This is a genomic window from Novipirellula artificiosorum, from assembly GCF_007860135.1.
Lineage (GTDB): Bacteria > Planctomycetota > Planctomycetia > Pirellulales > Pirellulaceae > Novipirellula_A > Novipirellula_A artificiosorum.
The window spans coordinates 149,108-165,474 of sequence record NZ_SJPV01000007.1; the positions used below are offsets into that span (position 1 = coordinate 149,108).

General features: G+C 55.7%; 8 protein-coding genes. 3 read left to right on the plus strand and 5 right to left on the minus strand.

Annotation, left to right across the window (positions count from 1 at the left end; all coding sequences use genetic code 11):
• Positions 1-61 precede the first annotated feature (61 nt).
• The 3 genes from Poly41_RS19365 to Poly41_RS19375 all read left to right on the plus strand — a co-directional run bounded on the left by Poly41_RS19365 (position 62) and on the right by Poly41_RS19375 (position 12,019).
• Entirely contained in the window at positions 62-6,016 is a 5,955-nt protein-coding gene (locus Poly41_RS19365; RefSeq protein WP_146528385.1) for a beta strand repeat-containing protein, read from the plus strand.
• Positions 6,009-11,597 (plus strand): serine/threonine-protein kinase, encoded by a 5,589-nt coding sequence (locus Poly41_RS19370; RefSeq protein WP_146528386.1) that lies wholly within the window; start codon positions 6,009-6,011, stop codon positions 11,595-11,597. Before Poly41_RS19365 ends, Poly41_RS19370 begins: the two co-directional genes overlap by 8 nt.
• Positions 11,598-11,698: 101 nt before the next feature.
• Positions 11,699-12,019 (plus strand): hypothetical protein, encoded by a 321-nt coding sequence (locus Poly41_RS19375; protein WP_146528387.1) that lies wholly within the window; start codon positions 11,699-11,701, stop codon positions 12,017-12,019.
• On the opposite strand, the gene Poly41_RS19380 is transcribed toward Poly41_RS19375, so the two are convergent.
• From Poly41_RS19380 to Poly41_RS19400, 5 genes are all read right to left on the minus strand, one after another.
• Positions 12,011-13,027: a potassium channel protein gene (locus Poly41_RS19380; protein WP_146528388.1), complete on the minus strand. Its 1,017-nt coding sequence runs from the start codon at positions 13,025-13,027 to the stop codon at positions 12,011-12,013. The genes Poly41_RS19375 and Poly41_RS19380 overlap by 9 nt on opposite strands.
• A gap of 202 nt (positions 13,028-13,229) precedes the next feature.
• On the minus strand, positions 13,230-13,571 hold the full coding sequence (locus tag Poly41_RS19385; RefSeq protein ID WP_146528389.1) for an SUI1 family translation initiation factor: 342 nt from the start codon (positions 13,569-13,571) through the stop codon (positions 13,230-13,232).
• A gap of 30 nt (positions 13,572-13,601) precedes the next feature.
• Positions 13,602-14,210, minus strand: coding sequence for a YybH family protein (locus Poly41_RS19390; RefSeq protein WP_146528390.1), 609 nt, complete (start codon positions 14,208-14,210; stop codon positions 13,602-13,604).
• A gap of 27 nt (positions 14,211-14,237) precedes the next feature.
• Positions 14,238-15,203, minus strand: coding sequence for an RluA family pseudouridine synthase (locus Poly41_RS19395; RefSeq protein ID WP_146528582.1), 966 nt, complete (start codon positions 15,201-15,203; stop codon positions 14,238-14,240).
• 107 nt (positions 15,204-15,310) lie between these two features.
• On the minus strand, positions 15,311-16,276 hold the full coding sequence (locus Poly41_RS19400; protein WP_146528391.1) for a YfgM family protein: 966 nt from the start codon (positions 16,274-16,276) through the stop codon (positions 15,311-15,313).
• Positions 16,277-16,367 lie beyond the last annotated feature (91 nt).

The following is a 16,367-nucleotide window of genomic DNA, read 5'->3' on the forward strand; positions in this document are numbered from 1 at the left end:
ACCAGCAGCCCCGCTTGGCAAATTGGCTGCAGCATGTAACGCACCACGCGACTCCATCCTAATGAAACTGAATCGATTGTTTCCGCTCTCCCTTCGAGACCTTGCCCAGCGGTTCGGTTGGAATCGTACTGCCTTGCCCTTACCGATTCGCGTGCGTCGGGCCCAACGCCCAAGGTTTCGTCCTCTCGAGGCTCGATTCGTGCTGAATGCATCCGCCGAGCTCAATGAGCTGGGCCAACTGCTCGTTTTCGGTACGAGCACTGCGGATACGATTAATTTGGAAGTCAACGTCGATGGCGAGATGACGTTGCGAAACGAATTGAACGAGATCATCCCGATCGGCGGCCCCGGCGGCGTTGGCACAGCGCCGCTGCCGCAGCAATCGGTGACGTCCAACCAAATTATCTTCTTTCTTGGTGATGGTGACGACACCTTGAACGCAGAGCTTCCAAGTAGCTTGGACGTAACGTTGCAATCGAGTGAAGGCGTGGATTCGGCGTTTTTGACGCTAACCGATCGCGGACCACAACGGCAGGCGAGCTACCGGATCGATGCGGAAACGATCACGCTGAACCAGAACGCATCGAGTGTTCGACTTGTCGACGATCAATTGTTGCTTCACGGCGATGTCTACGTCGGCACGCCAGGGCTTGATTCCACGATCGATCTCGGCAGCGGTGACTTATCGGTCGAAGGAAGATTCATTTTGCTTGGCGACGTCGACATGCTTGGAAACGGTGGCCGAGCTTTATTGGCGGACGCAGTGACCACCTCGACGTCGCCCGGCACGAGTCTGCGTTTTCTGCTCGGCGATGGACCGGATGCGAACTTGTCCTTTGGCGGTGCGGACGATTCGGGGGGAAGTCGGCTTCTGACACTTGACGTTGGTTCGGCTACGGATGTTTCTTTTTTGAATCAGCCCACACAGCTTGATGGCGATCTTTTGATTCGCTCCGATACGGGCACGATTACGATCGATACGTCGATCGTTGCGGATGAGGTCGTGCTGCTGGCCAACGATGAAGTCACGTTCCAAGGCGACACGATCGATGCGACCCAGCTCGTTGTTGGCTCTGGTGGTCGAGTGGAGATTGACGGTGTGTTGACGATTGGCCAAACGGTGCAGATTAGTGCATCAGGCGGAGACGTCGACCTTAGCCAAAGTACCCTCCATTCCGCTTTCAACGGTGACGTGTTGTTGATTTCGGACGCGAATGCTGTCACGCTCGGAATCGTTGATGCTGCTAATGGACAGATCACGCTTGGGACCAGCCAAGATATCTCGGGTCAGATCGACCAATCACCGGGAACCTCGATTGACGTCGATCGATTGAACGTGTCGAGCGCGAACGCCGTCGATCTATCTTCCCATGGCAACAAGATCGGAAGCGTTGGGACGATCGTGGCGCAAGGTGCTGTCGACCTGTTTGATTTGGAAGACGGCCTGGCGATTGGCAGCATCGTATCGGGCGGTGGAGAGGTGAGCATTGAAACGTCGGGTAGCGATGGCGATGTGTTGGTTGGCCAATCGATCCTCAGTGAAGGAGGTCGGGTGCAAGTTGTTGCCTCGCGAGACATCGTGATGGAGGATGGATCGATCATTGATGGGACAAACGGGTCCCTTTCTCTCGAAGCACAGAGGGACATCACCGTCGCGGCCCTGCGCACCTTATCGGCCAGCGACAATGCTGTGGTCATCAACGCGATCTCGGGCGGAGTGATCGATGGCGGGGATGCGGACACGGACATTGATGCGAATTTCGGCAAGACGACGATTCAAAGTCGGTTGGGAATCGGAGTTGGAAACGCCCTCGAAACTCGGTTGGACCGGATCGTTGCCGGTGTGGCATCCACCGGATCAATCGAGTTGGTTGAATCCGATTCGATCACGCTTGAGCAGCTCTACACCGATGACGGGAAGATCGATGTCGTGGCGTCAGGGACGATTTTTGCGAATGTCGTTCAGTCGGCGAATACCCAGTCGATCGATTCACGCGACATTGAGCTGACGACACTCGCGGGTGGCGACATCGTATTGGGCCAGATAACGGCCTCCAACTCGGCCGATATCCTGCTCGATGCGGACGATGACATCCTCGGTCAATCCGGCGCTTCGATCGTTGCGGATGAGGTCGTGCTGCTGGCCAACGATGAGGTCACTTTCCAAGGCGACACGATCGATGCGACCCAGCTCGTTGTTGGCTCTGGTGGTCGAGTGGAGATTGACGGTGTTTTGACGATTGGCCAAACGGTGCAGATCACTGCATCGGGCGGAGACGTCGACCTTAGCCAAAGTACCCTCCATTCCGCTTTCAACGGTGACGTGTTGTTGATTTCGGACGCGAATGCTGTCACGCTCGGAATCGTTGATGCCGCTAATGGGCAGATCACGCTTGGTACCAGCCAAGACATCTCGGGTCAGATCGACCAATCACCGGGAACCTCGATTGACGTCGATCGATTGAACGTGTCGAGCGCCAACGCCGTCGATCTATCGGCCTCCGGCAACAAGATCGGAAGCGTTGGGACGATCGTGGCGCAAGGTGCTGTCGACCTGTTTGATCTGGAAGGCGGCCTGATGGTTGGCAGCATCGTATCGGGTGGCGGAGAGGTGAGCATTGAAACGTCGGGGTCCGATGGCGATCTGTTGGTTGGCCAATCGATCCTCAGTGAAGGAGGCCGGGTGCAAGTTGTTGCCTCGCGAGACATCGTGATGGAGGATGGATCGCTCATCGATGGGACAAACGGGTCCCTTTCTCTCGAAGCACAGAGAGACATCACCGTCGCGGCCCTGCGCACCTTATCGGCCAGCGACAATGCTGTGGTCATCAACGCGATTTCGGGCAGAGTCATCGATGGCGGGGATGCGGATACGGACATTGATGCGAATTTTGGCAAGACGACGATTGAAAGTCAGACGGGAATCGGAGTTGGAAACGCCCTCGAAACTCGGTTGGACCGGATCGTTGCCGGTGTGGCATCCACCGGATCAATCGAGTTGGTTGAATCCGATTCGATCACGCTTGAGCAGCTCTACACCGACGACGGGAAGATCGAAGTTTTAGCATCAGGGACGATTTTCGCGGCAGTCGTTCAGTCGGTGAACTCCCAGTCGATCGATTCTCGCGACATCGAGCTGACGACACTCGCGGGTGGCGACATCGTATTGGGCCAGATAACGGCCTCCAACTCGGCCGATGTCCTGTTCGATGCGGACGATGACATCCTCGGTCAATCCGGCGCGTCGATCATCGCGGATGAGGTCGTGCTGCTGGCTACGAATGAAGTCACGTTCCAAGGCGACACGATCGATGCGACCCAGCTCGTCATTGACGCTGGCGGTCGAGTGGAGATTGACGGTGTGTTGACGATTGGCCAAACGGTGCAGATTAGTGCATCTGGCGGGGACGTCGATCTCAGCCAAAGTTCGCTCCATTCGGATTTTGATGGTGACGTGTTGTTGATTTCGGACGCGAATGCTGTCACGCTCGGAATCGTTGATGCCGCTAATGGGCAGATCACGCTTGGGACCAGCCAAGACATCTCGGGTCAGATCGACCAATCACCGGGAACCTCGATTGACGTCGATCGATTGAACGTGTCGAGCGCGAACGCCGTCGATCTATCTTCCCCTGGCAACAAGATCGGAAGCGTTGGGACGATCGTGGCGCAAGGTGCTGTCGACCTGTTTGATCTGGAAGGCGGCCTGATGATTGGCAGCATCGTATCGGGTGGCGGAGAGGTGAGCATTGAAACGTCGGGGTCCGATGGTGATGTGTTGGTTGGCCAATCGATCCTCAGTGAAGGAGGCCGGGTGCAAGTTGTTGCCTCGCGAGACATCGTGATGGAGGATGGATCGATCATTGATGGGACAAACGGCACCCTTTCTCTCGAAGCACAGAGAGACATCACCGTCGCGGCCCTGCGCACCTTATCGGCCAGCGACAATGCTGTGGTCATCAACGCGATTTCGGGCAGAGTCATCGATGGCGGGGATGCGGATACGGACATTGATGCGAATTTTGGCAAGACGACGATTGAAAGTCAGACGGGAATCGGAGTTGGAAACGCCCTCGAAACTCGGTTGGACCGGATCGTTGCCGGTGTGGCATCCACCGGATCAATCGAGTTGGTTGAATCCGATTCGATCACGCTTGAGCAGCTCTACACCGACGACGGGAAGATCGAAGTTTTAGCATCAGGGACGATTTTCGCGGCAGTCGTTCAGTCGGTGAACTCCCAGTCGATCGATTCTCGCGACATCGAGCTGACGACACTCGCGGGTGGCGACATCGTATTGGGCCAGATAACGGCCTCCAACTCGGCCGATATCCTGCTCGATGCGGACGATGATATTTTTGGTCAATCCGACTCGTTTGTCGTCGCTGACGATTTGAAGTTGATCAGCCAGAATCGTGTATCAGACGGAGAGGTGGCGATCGACTTGAATACGGAGGTTGAATCGCTGACAGCCGTTGTCACTGGAGACCACCGTGGCGATATTGTGATTCACGAGCGAGGGTCGGTCGAGTTGGCGTCCGATGATTCCGGCCGGAACGATTTGGTGGTGCAAACATCCAATGGCGAGATTCGAGTGGATGCCACACAGGATATTGTGATTTCGGACCAACGAGATCAAGCCAACAATGTTGATTTTGCCGTAACGCCGAAGGTGATCGCTGGTGGCGATCATGGGCGTATTCAGCTTGATGCCGGGAACGGCGAGACGGATCAACTTCGCCTTGGCAACGGTGTTGCGATCGTTGCTTCGCAGTCCACACTCGGTGCCGTTCAGTTGGATGGCGCCAACGTCGTCTTGGGCGAACAGGTCGAGATTCGCACGGGCGGTGATGTTGGGGTCGCGCGTGTGTTTTCCCCGCGGCCCCAAGCAGGCTTGGCGGCCACTGCATTTTTCGATTCAACTACGGTGACCACCAATCGGCTTGAGCAGGCCAACGAGAATGATGGTCGAGGCGTCTTGTCGGTGGAGGTTGGTCAGAGTGGTGAGCGGGGATTGACGCTGAACATCGATTGGGGAGCGGAAACCGGACGTTATCAGCAAGAGGACTTGATTGTCGGTGGTGAGGTTTTTGCGGTCGATCACGTCTATACGGAACAGGATATTCTTGACTCTCGTCTGAACGGCCGGCCTTCGGCTACAGCGCCTTTGGAAGTTCGTTTTTCGATGCGACACCATGAATCAATCGTTGTCACGGGGGATACCGTCCAACAAGGCGTGCTCAACCCGATCCCGACTGCTGAGGAAGCCTTGTTGGCGGTGCGACCGGGAGAAACCGAAAGCGTGCCAAGCGGTGTGGTCTCCGCAACCGATAACGACAATCCGTTGCGTCCTGATTTGCCAGTGGTTTTTGAGACCAACACGGTTGACGACAATGCGACGTTGGACCATCGGAATGGGAACGCGCAATTCATCATTCCTTCGCTGAGTATCCCCGTCGCTTTCTTTCCTGTTCGAGACGTCATTCCTGAGCCGGAGACCTTGGAAGTTTTTGTAAAAGCGGAAACGGTCATTGCGCCTCGCGGCACGAGTGTTGAAGCGACAGAAGCCTCTGTAACTTCGTTAGTGGGTCGTGAGGAATACCTGCAGATCCGGATCCTGTCACCTGATCCGAATGGAGAGGATTTGGCACCTCCGGAGCGTTTGCCGGATTCCATGTTGGAAGGTGACAAGTTGAAACGTCTGTTTTCCAGGTTGCCCGACGGACGTTATGCGATTGAGTATGTGTTAGGCGACGGAAACGAGCGAACGATCATCGAAGTAGACATCCGCGACGGCGAGCCGGTCGCAACGGGCGATGAAATGGAAGGCGGTTTCTTGGAATTGAAACTGCTGGATGAGTTACCCAACGAGGATCCTGTGGATCGATCGAACGATGCAGAGAAAACCTCACCAGATAACAAGGAAAAGGCCGGCGACGAGCTACCGCCAAACGGTCTAGATCGACGATTGTCAAGAGCCGCTCGTTTTGCTCAGCGGATGAACCAAAATGACTGAGAAAATACCGAACCCGACTCCCGACGATCAATCGAAGCGGGAAGATCCTGACTTCTTACAAGATGACCGCGATCCAGGTGATGCGACTTCATCCGAACTCGAATCCACCCTCGAAGCGTTTTCGTCACTCGACCCGGCCGACGATGACCCGAACCAGACTTTGCCTCTCGCCTCGTCGGGCGATAAGACCGTGTCGGCGGCGGATCTTGAAGCGACCGTGGATCTTGAAGCGACGGTGGATGTTAAGGAAACGGTGGATCTTGAAGCGACCGTGGGTGACGCTCAAGATCGAACGGTTTCTGCGGCGGATTTGGAGCAGACGATTGACGTGATGGGGAGCGGGGATGGAGCGGACGATGTGGATCGAACTCTCGATGCCTCCGATTTAGGTGGGACCCTTCAAGATACGTTGTCGACGTCGCCGATTGTGTCATCCGCGGACGACAGCGAACAATTCAATCCTTCGGTACTGGTGAGCGGGCAGGTCGGGGCAACGATCAATCCCCGTGATCTTTCGGACGAAGACGCTGCGATTTGGGAATCACTGACGCATGCGAACAGTAGTCGAGGTGAGCCGAGTCAACTTGCGCCGGCGATCGAACGTTCGCTTCGTGAAACGAACCTGCAGATTCAGACCCGTAGCGTGACGAAGGGGCAGGTCAATGCTGCGGAGAAATCCGACTATCGTCTGGTCCGCTTGCTTGGCAAAGGTGGGATGGGCAATGTTTACATCGCGCGGCAAGGCTCGCTTGACCGGATGATCGCGGTCAAGATTATTCGTCCACTGGAGAAGGCCAAGCGAGAAAAGCTTCGACAAGCCGGTCGCCTCGACGCGGTCGAGCAAGACCGTCGTCAGCAGTTTCTTTCCGAAGCGGTTGTGACAGGCGATTTGGACCATCCAAACATTGTCCCCATTCATGATATCGCTGTGATGGGCGATGAAACGCTCTTCTATGCGATGAAACGGGTCATTGGTACGCCATGGTCGAAGGTCATTACCGAAAAGAGTCGTGACGAGAATCTTGAGATCCTGTTGAAAACATGTGATGCCGTCGGTTTTGCTCACACACGCGGCGTCGTGCATCGAGACATCAAACCTGAAAACATCATGCTTGGCGACTTCGGGGTCGTGATGGTGATGGATTGGGGGTTGGCCTTACCGACGGAAGCCTTTGAAAAACGCGACTCGGTTTTCCCCAATGATGGACTGGGGGGGACCCCCGCGTTCATGGCCCCTGAAATGGCGACCGGGCCGGTGGAACGAATCACGGCTCAAAGTGATGTGTATCTGCTCGGTGCGACCTTGTTCATGATCATCACCGGCAACGCTCCTCACCATGGCAAAACGGTGCGTGAGTGCATTCAAGCCGTCGCGAGCAATAAGATTCGTGATTTCGACGATCAACATCGAGGGGAACTGATGGACGTCGCCCTCAAGGCGATGGCAACGCGGCCAGCCGATCGGTATCCGGATGTGGTCAGTTTTCAGCAGGCGATTCGAGATTATCGGTCGCATGCCGAAAGCATCGCATTGGCTTCGCGAGCAACGGAGGACTTGCAAAGGGGAGAATCGACGCAGCAATACGCTGACTTCTCAAGAGCGATCTTTGGATTCGAGGAATCGCTTTCCCTGTGGCCTGGTAATACTCGAGCGACCGAAGGGCTTGAAAAGGCTCGTTTGCTGTATGCCGAAACCGCGTACCAAAACGAGGACTTCGACAATGGATTGCAAGTGCTGGATGAGCAAGTCCACGAGCACCAACCTCTGATCGAGAAGTTGCGGGCGGGTCTGCGTGAACGCGAGAGCCGAATCAAGCGTTTTCGATGGTTGCGTCGAGCCGTCGCCGCTTTGTTGGCGTTCATTCTCGTTGGCGGAAGCATTGCGATGTTCATCATCAACGAGAAGCGTAATCAGGCCGAGCGAGCAGAAGGAATCGCGAACAAGCAAACCCAGCTCGCGTTGGATGCGAAACATAAGGAGGAGTTACAGAAGGAAGCTGCGCTCGCAGCGGAAAAGGAGGCGAAAAGGCTTGAAATAATCGCGAAAACGCAAGAAGCCAAAGCAAAGGAGCAAGAGACCCTCGCCAAGCAGAATGAGCAAATCGCGCTCGATGCAAAGAGGCGGGCGGACGAGTCCCTGGCCGCGGAAACCAAGGCAAGGCAGGCCGCAGTCAATGCCAAGATACTTGAGACTCAAGCCAAAATCGCAGCGGAGAAAAGTGAACGCAACGCGATTGTGGCCCGTGATGAGGCAGAAAAACAACGAAAGTTAGCAGAGTATGAAGGATACCTATCCAATGTTGGATTGGTCAAAGCACGCCTCGAACGCAACAACTTTGATAAGGCCCGTGACACGCTGCAAACGATCCTCACCAATAGTCAAAATGGTATGGGGCCCAGCGGATTGGGGTGGGAATACCGCTGGTTAGCGCGGCAGGTGTCGCAGTCGCATTCCGCGGTTGAGATGAGGGACGCCGTTGTTCAACTTGTCTCGGCACAAAGTGGTCAGTCGGCCGTCAGTGTGACCGAAGATGGCGCTGTTCAATTGATTGCTTTGTCGCCACAAGGCGAAATTGTGTCCAAGACATCTCATCAGATCCCTGGGGTCCGAGTTACCTGCGCGGCGATATCCAACAGCGAGAAGGAGATCGCCTTGGGCACGGAATCGGGTAGTGTGCAGGTTTGGGACGCGGGTCTCGAGCGGCGTCTCAGAACGCTCGATGGGCACACGCGAACCGTAACGGCTCTCCATTTCTGCGATCAAACGACGCTATTGTCGGGGTCCACGGATCGTACCCTCCGAGTTTGGGATTTGCCGAGCCAGCAACAACTTACCGAAGGTTGGCACATCGCTCCGGTGTTACAGATTGACGTTGCGGTTCGAGCCGATGCAAAGGGATGGCTGGTCGCCGCCGCGGTTGCCGACGCTTCAAGCGGGCGGGTTGTGCTATGGCAGCTTGATCGCAGTGCCGACCAAGTGACCGCCCAGCGGATTGGAGACTTTGATGCTCATCAGAGCCCCGTTTCCTCGGTGGCACTGTCCCAAGAGGGGCGACTTGCTGCATCGGGAGATTTGGCGGGGAACGTTCTGATCTGGCGTCCTGATCGAGTGAGCCAAATCGACTACGCAGCCGATATCCGTTCTGCGATCGAGAACCTCGAAGAGGCTGGCAACCGCGAGCCTAGGCAGCGGACGTTGACGTCGATTCCGCTCATTGATCCGGATTTGGCAAACACGTCATCGGTACAGCGGATGCGCGCCGAGCCGTCGCAAAAATCGATGCTTGCGCACCTCGATGCCATACGCGCGATCCGCTTTTCGATGGACGGGACGCAGTTGTTGACCGCTTCGGACGACTACACGCTAAAACTTTGGGACGAACAAACGCGGAAATTGGTGACATCCTTGCGTGGCCATGGCGGTTGGGTGACCGATGCCGTGTTTGTGGCCGAGAACGGCTCGACAGTTTTGTCGAGCTCTGTGGACAAGACCGTCCGATCGTGGAGACCGAAGACTTACATCGGTGATTCCGCCACAACGAGAGTGACGTCACTTCCAGCCGATTCAGCGGTAGCCCTTGCCGAGTCCCAGATCGAGCAAGCTCACAAGGACGAGATCTGGTCAGCGCGATTCAGCTCGGATGGGTCGCGGATCGTGACCGCCAGCCGAGACCAAACGGCGCGGGTGTTGAGGGTCGATCACGACAGCATGAAACTTGAACAACTGGGGGAGCTGGATTTAGCTGACGCCAACGATGGCGCTCAGGGCACCTTGAGCGAGGGGACCTCCTTTGTTGCGATGTCGATGGCAATTGATCGGCAACACAACCGATTGTTTGTCGGCAGCGCCGACGCGAGCATCCGCGTCTGGGACTTGCGGCGTGGAATTGAAGTGGGACGCATGAATGCGACGGGGCTGAATCAATCGTTTGCCCTGTCCGAAGATGGCCAATTCTTGCTATCGGGCTCCAGTTCGGCCGAGGTCAAGGCACTTTTGTGGCGGCTGAGTCCAAGCGGAGCTCCGTCGCCAAAATTGGTTCACCGTTTCAAAGGTCACGATCAGGCGGTAACGGCGCTGGCCATTTCGGCCGACGGTTCGATGCTGTTCACCGGCGACCGTGATGGGCGGGGAATCGTTTGGGATGGACAAACAGGAAATCCGATCGGAGAGCCGATCGAGCAATTGCGAGGATACCGGATCAATGCCGCAAAGTTTGTTCGAGGCAAGAAGGAGTTACTCATCGCAGCAGATGATCAGCAATTGTCTCGGTTCGATCTGCAGACGCGAGAAAGGACTGCCAAATTGAATCATGACGGGTTCGTAACAGGATTGTCGATTTCACCAGACGAAACGTTTGCTTTGACCGTAAGCGAACGTACCGATGCAAAATCGATTCAAACGGTTGCAACCTTATGGGATCTGCGATCACAGCAGTCGAAGGTTCTCGATCGAAGTGATTTAACTCGAGCGGGTTCCGCAAGTCGGAAAGCGGTTTCGCGAGGTCGAATCACGGCTGCTGAGTTTGGTGAAGTGGGTGAGTTGGCATTGATCACGCACGCTCAAACGGATGCGGCGCCAACCCGAATCGGTGTATGGAGAATCAGCGATGTCGGTGATGCGGACAGCCAAGGCTGGGTTGAATTGCCATCCGCAATTGGGTCGGCCGAAATGGCAACTCCGATCTCATCGACCGAGTTCCTTTCGCTTAGCGGAGACGCAGCATTCCTATGGGATATCAACCAACGTACACATTTGAGAAGTTATCGATCGCATGGAGCGGTAAAACAAGCAAGCTTTTCTGCGGATGGCCGATTCATCGCGACGGGTAGCCGATCGATTAAGATTTGGGATGCCGAAACGTTTCAAGCGATCGGTAAATTGGAAGTTCCACACGCGGGCCCTATTCGTTCGTTGCAGTTCGCACACGGCTACTTAGGCGATCGCCCCGACTATCGGTTGATTTCGGGAAGCGATGAGGGTGTCGCAAAGCTATGGCGTTGGGATCCGAGTCAACAAGAGATCACGCTTGTTGAGCAATTCAATCTTGGTACCGCGATTGCTTCGGTGCAAATGAGTGATGACGGTCAATGGGTCTTGGCGGCTGGCGCTGGCGGTACGGCCAAGCTGTGGAAAGTGGATGCAGCGGAAAGGCCAGTTGTTTTTCATGATCGCAAGGCTCGAGATTTGACTTGCAGTTCCTTTTCGGAAGACGGTCATTGGATCGCCTTTGGTACTAGCGATGCCACGGGATTGCTGTGGCACGTTCCTGAGTCGGATGATAGCGATGTGGATCCACCTATCGAACTGACGGGACACGCTCAGCAAATCGAGGACATCGCGATCTTACAGGGGGCGGGGCCAATGCGGCTGTTTACGGCCAGTGCTGATCAATCCATTCGAGTATGGGATCCACGTATTGACGCCGTCAGCCAATCTTCGTCGCCCAGCGAGGCACGCGAGGTTTTGATGCTTGAACAACATACCTCCAGCGTGACGGCCGTCGATTTGACAGATCGCGGAGAGATTTTGCTCTCAGCGAGTCGCGACGGAACGGTTATTCTTTGGCCCGCGAGCAAATAGCGACCTACCGGGATGCTGGCAAAGAATCTCAGCGTGCGTTAGCATGGCGTGTGGTTGTACGCCACCACTCCCACCCATCCCTCCCATCAGGACCGGCCGTCATGCTCCATCCAAAATCTGCGTCCCTGCTCGTCGCAGTTCTGCTAACAGCACTTTGTTTTTCGATGCAAACGTTGGCCCAGACGATCCCTTTGCCCGAGCACCCACGGCCGGATTTCGAGCGCTCCGATTGGCAAAACCTGAATGGGACCTGGCAGTTTCGGTTTGACAAAGAGAATTCGGGCATGAAGTCGAACTGGCAATCCGATGATGCGGAGTTCACCGAGGAAATCATGGTGCCGTTCCCCTGGGGATTGGCGATCTATGGCGAACGATTCGGCCGCTACCCGATCGACCCCACGATTGTGTTCACGTTAAAGTGATTCAACGTTTTCATCACAAGATTCGCGAGACTCACGCTCGAGTTTCGTGATTTTCCTGCGGACACGCTTCGCCTCCCTCTCAAGTTCAGCGAGCTGAAGACGCAGCCTAAGCAACGATTTTTCTGGTGCGGGCGAGATCACGCGTTCAAGGAAATCGATCAGCACGAGTGCCCGAAGCGCCTTCAATGCGGTGCCACGGAGCCGATAGACACGCGCGACTTGGTTTAATTGCGAAAGACGCAGCATTTTCGTAATGCCTGTCGCCCGCAATAGTCGTAGCGACCTCAAGAAGGAGACCAGTGGCAAAAAAATAATCGCCAGATCAATCCAGTGGGTCTTGCAGTAGGCCAGCTTCTTTTCCGCGATCGACACCATCAAGATGAATTCGGCTGCGAAGCAGAACCAGATGAACCCTGTCGAGAAGTGCAATGCAAATCGTAACCATCGGTAGTCCGCGACCTGTGTTTTCATAAACAGCTCGACCAACAACACAGGCATGATCAGCATCGCGATTCCAATCATCGGCATGCTGAGCCGACGTTCGAGACGTCGCCGCATGCGGGCGTCCGCTTTTCGCCACCCCAGTTCGGGCAGCCAAATTCGCTTCCCCATTCTTAGGCTGCGCGCACACATCCGTAGCGACGGACAGATGCAGAACAATAGCGAGTAGAAGTGGAAGGACCGCGTTTCGCGGTTCCACGGCCGCGTCAACCAATGCAAAATGGATTCGGCGATCACGATCGGCCAGATCAACAGCATGCCATAAATGGCGAACATCTCGATCGATTCCGACGAACCATCCGCAACGGACATCAACAACAGATCGTGGGTGGCCGCCTCTCCGAGCTGCATGTCCTCAATCGCTAAGTTCTCTCGCAGATTGGGGACGTCAACCCAGAGCACGACCAGGATCGATTGAAAGACCAGGAAAGTCAGCGATAGCCAAAACATCAGCGGCGCCGTTTCAGCGGCGATCCACTGTAGAGCGTCATGTTTTCGGCTGGACATCCGGTTTAGCCATTCGAGGAGCGTAGAGGTTGACATCTCTATGGTATGGCATGATCCGCCTCGCGTCAGGGCGCTGAGTCAATTGCGATTTGACGTCGCTGAGGAGGAAAAAGCGAATAGGAGCGGGGCGCATGGAGCAATGTTCGTTTCGGTCCGCGTTTCGAGCCACCGTTTTCCCGCTCGATCCGAGGTCCCATGGATCTCACCGCACTCGGTACCCCAGTTCGGCCAATTTCGCTTTGACTCGAGTCAAATGGTCGCCTTGGATTTCGATCCGATCTTGCTGGATCGATCCCCCTGCTCCGCAGCCCGATTGTAGTTTTGTAAGTAGCGCTCGGAGATCCGATTCCTCGGGATCAAGTCCTTTGACAATCGTCATCGCACGCTTGTGCTTGCGATGTTCGGTGAAAACTTTCGCGGTTTGCTTGGCGGGTGCAAGGTATTGTTTCTCGGGGGGCGGGCAATGGCAGTCCTGCTCGGGAAGTCCGCATCGATCGCAGGTCGGCGGAATGTCGAACGGCGTACCAGCAAAGAGTCGACTCATGGAGGATCCTTCAAAACAAAGGGCTAGCGACTACGACTCCCTGATTTGACGCTGCCTGGCAACCAATCGGCCGCAGACGAAGCCCAAAACGATGCCTCCAATGCCCGCCACCATGATCGCAGTCGCAAGCGATGCACGGGCTTTGTTCAAAACGGGATTGTCAAAGACATTGGACGAAACGTGAACACTCGCGAGTTTCCATTTCCCATCGGTCATCGTCACGGTTGCCGTCCATTGACTTGGAAAGGCGAGTATCGAATGGTCTCGGAGCGAAAAACGGTCCACCAGTGTTCCATAGGCGATGGCGGTTTGATCGTCGGACGTGAGGGTCATTCCATCAACCCGGACATCACTTGATTCCTGTTTTGTGTTTGTTTGTTCCTCTGCAATCATTTTCAAGTGGCCCGTCAACACTTCTTGACGGGTGACGAAGCGATCACCCGTCTGCCAGGTGAGCACACAGTCGTCGGCCAGATCATCGACGACCGCTTCCATGTCACCTTTCTCGTAGGCAGCGATCACTCGGTCACGAAGCTGACTCAATTCGGGCGGAACGGTTGCATGACTCTCGGCACGACCATGAATCGTATCCAGGCAAGAAAACGTTACGAGGAATGCAACGGCGAACAAATGCTTCATGATGGTTTCGTCTCCCTCTTTGTCGTTCTAAGCTAGCGATTCGAGACACTCGATCACGCGTTGGATCTCGTCGGGTAGGGGCGCTTCGAAGGTCATTCGTTTACCACTCTGCGGATGTTCGAGCGTCAAGCGGCGCGCGTGGAGTGCTTGCCGCTGAAGAAGAACCTGTGCTGCGGACGCATCGTGCAAGCCCGTCAACATGCCAGCGGTCACCTCGGCATGTCCGGCATACAGCCGATCACACAAAATGGGGCTTCCAATGTGGCTAAGATGGACGCGGATTTGATGAGTGCGACCGGTCTTGGGCGTCACGCGAACCTGAGTGAACCGACCTCGCCGTGCGATCACCTCGTAAAACGTTGACGCCGGCTTGCTGGTGCTGTGGCTTTCGCGAATCGCCATTTTATCGCGTTGATACGGATGTCGGCCAATCGGTGCATCAATGATGTCACGATCGCGGTCCAGCCGTCCGGCGGTGATCGCAAAATACTCTTTCTCAACGGTGCGATCAGCGAATTGGTTGGAAAGGTGCATATGGACCGCATTCGTCTTGGCCACGACGATCACGCCGCTCGTGTCTCGGTCCAACCGATGAACAATGCCTGGCCGCGTTGGGCCCCCCACATCGGAAAGCGATTGAAAACGAAAAGCCAATGCGCTGGTCAGTGTTCCAGTCCAATTGCCTCGAGCCGGATGAACCACCATCCCCGCCGCCTTGTTCACGACGACAAAGCCATCGTCTTCGTACAAAACGTCTAACGGGATATTTTCGCCGATCGTATCGTCGGAAACCGGCTCCGGCACTCGAAACCGAATCCGCTGGCCCGCTTTCAATTTGATACTCGGCCGAACGGTACGGCCATCTAAGGTGGCACCTTCCGCTTGGATCGCATGCGTGATTTGGCTGCGACTAAATCCATCCGACGCCTGTGTCAAAAACAGGTCGATCCGTTGGCCAGCGGCAGAGTCGGGAACGACGATGTCACGAAACACAGGCTCCACAAGATTCGAAGGCGCAGCGGAGTCAACGTTCAAGCTATCGTCGAGCTCATCTCCCTCAACGACGCGATCGGTGACCTCACTGCGGTCGTGTTCATTCCTCACGAGGGATCCGGGGCCGTCGTTTCCGCCTCGGGGCGAGATTCACTTGCATCGGTTTCTTCAGCATCGCTAACCTCTTCTGCGGCGCTGGTTTCTTCGACATCGTCCGTTTCTTCTACGGCGCTAGCTTCCTCAACGGCGCCGGTTTCTTCAGCGGCGCTGGTTTCCTCAGCGGCGTTGGCCGCCGTCTCGTCGGTTACGTCGGCCTGTTCGCTACCGGCGGGCATATCAAGGCCACCCACGGGTGCTTCGTCGCTGGTTTCCCCGAGATCAAGATCCGGCAGATTGAGGTCCGGCAAATCGGGCAAACTCGATCCGCTGGGCAATGAAGGTGGCAACGAAGGGTCGGCAGGCGTGAAATCCTGGTCGGCAAACCACGCCATGAACTTCGTCGTGTCCGGATCATTCAAGGCGGTGATCCGATCTTGGCAGGCCTTCGCCATCTCTTCGCTTTCACCGACTTTGATGCAATCTTCATAAGCGGCAATCGCTTCCTCGATGCTTCCCATCGCTTCGGCGGATCGTGCGATGCCATAGTGAGCTCGCGACTTCAGCAACTTGTCTTTGCCATTGCTGAGCGCGCTTTCGAATGCAGTCTTCGCGTCGCTGAGCTGAGTTTCCGCATCGGACCGATTCAGAAACAGCGTCCGGGTTCCCTGAGCCAACAAAGCGCTGCCACGGTAAAGGTCGGCCCAAGAGGCGGCAGGGGCGCCGGGATACTGGGTTCCAACGGTGGCCAGTGCTTCGGGATCCTGTGTCTCGGACTCCTGAATCAGCTTCAATGTAGCATCACTTCGCCGCCCCGAAACCTTGCTGCTGTACAGCGAATACCAAATCGCCGCGACGGCCAACAGCACGACGGCAATCGCAATTTGTCGCGAATAGGGCTCGATCGCCCGATTAATGTTGCCAAGATGGTTGGCAAGGATGTTTTCTTGAAGTTCGTGGCGGCGTTCGCTTTTCATCGATTCGTCTTTACGGGGCTGGACTTTCAGACATTTGAGCCACCGAAGTATAGAAATCGCAGGGACTTAGCGTCAATAGAGCCAATCCAAA

Excerpts from the sequence above, each read along its gene's own strand:
- Poly41_RS19365 (WP_146528385.1), top strand. The coding sequence starts at position 62 with ATGAAACTGAATCGATTGTTTCCGCTCTCCCTTCGAGACCTTGCCCAG.
- Poly41_RS19370 (WP_146528386.1), top strand. The coding sequence starts at position 6,009 with ATGACTGAGAAAATACCGAACCCGACTCCCGACGATCAATCGAAGCGG.
- Poly41_RS19375 (WP_146528387.1), top strand. The coding sequence starts at position 11,699 with ATGCTCCATCCAAAATCTGCGTCCCTGCTCGTCGCAGTTCTGCTAACA.
- Poly41_RS19380 (WP_146528388.1), bottom strand. The coding sequence starts at position 13,027 with ATGTCCAGCCGAAAACATGACGCTCTACAGTGGATCGCCGCTGAAACG.
- Poly41_RS19385 (WP_146528389.1), bottom strand. The coding sequence starts at position 13,571 with ATGAGTCGACTCTTTGCTGGTACGCCGTTCGACATTCCGCCGACCTGC.
- Poly41_RS19390 (WP_146528390.1), bottom strand. The coding sequence starts at position 14,210 with ATGAAGCATTTGTTCGCCGTTGCATTCCTCGTAACGTTTTCTTGCCTG.
- Poly41_RS19400 (WP_146528391.1), bottom strand. The coding sequence starts at position 16,276 with ATGAAAAGCGAACGCCGCCACGAACTTCAAGAAAACATCCTTGCCAAC.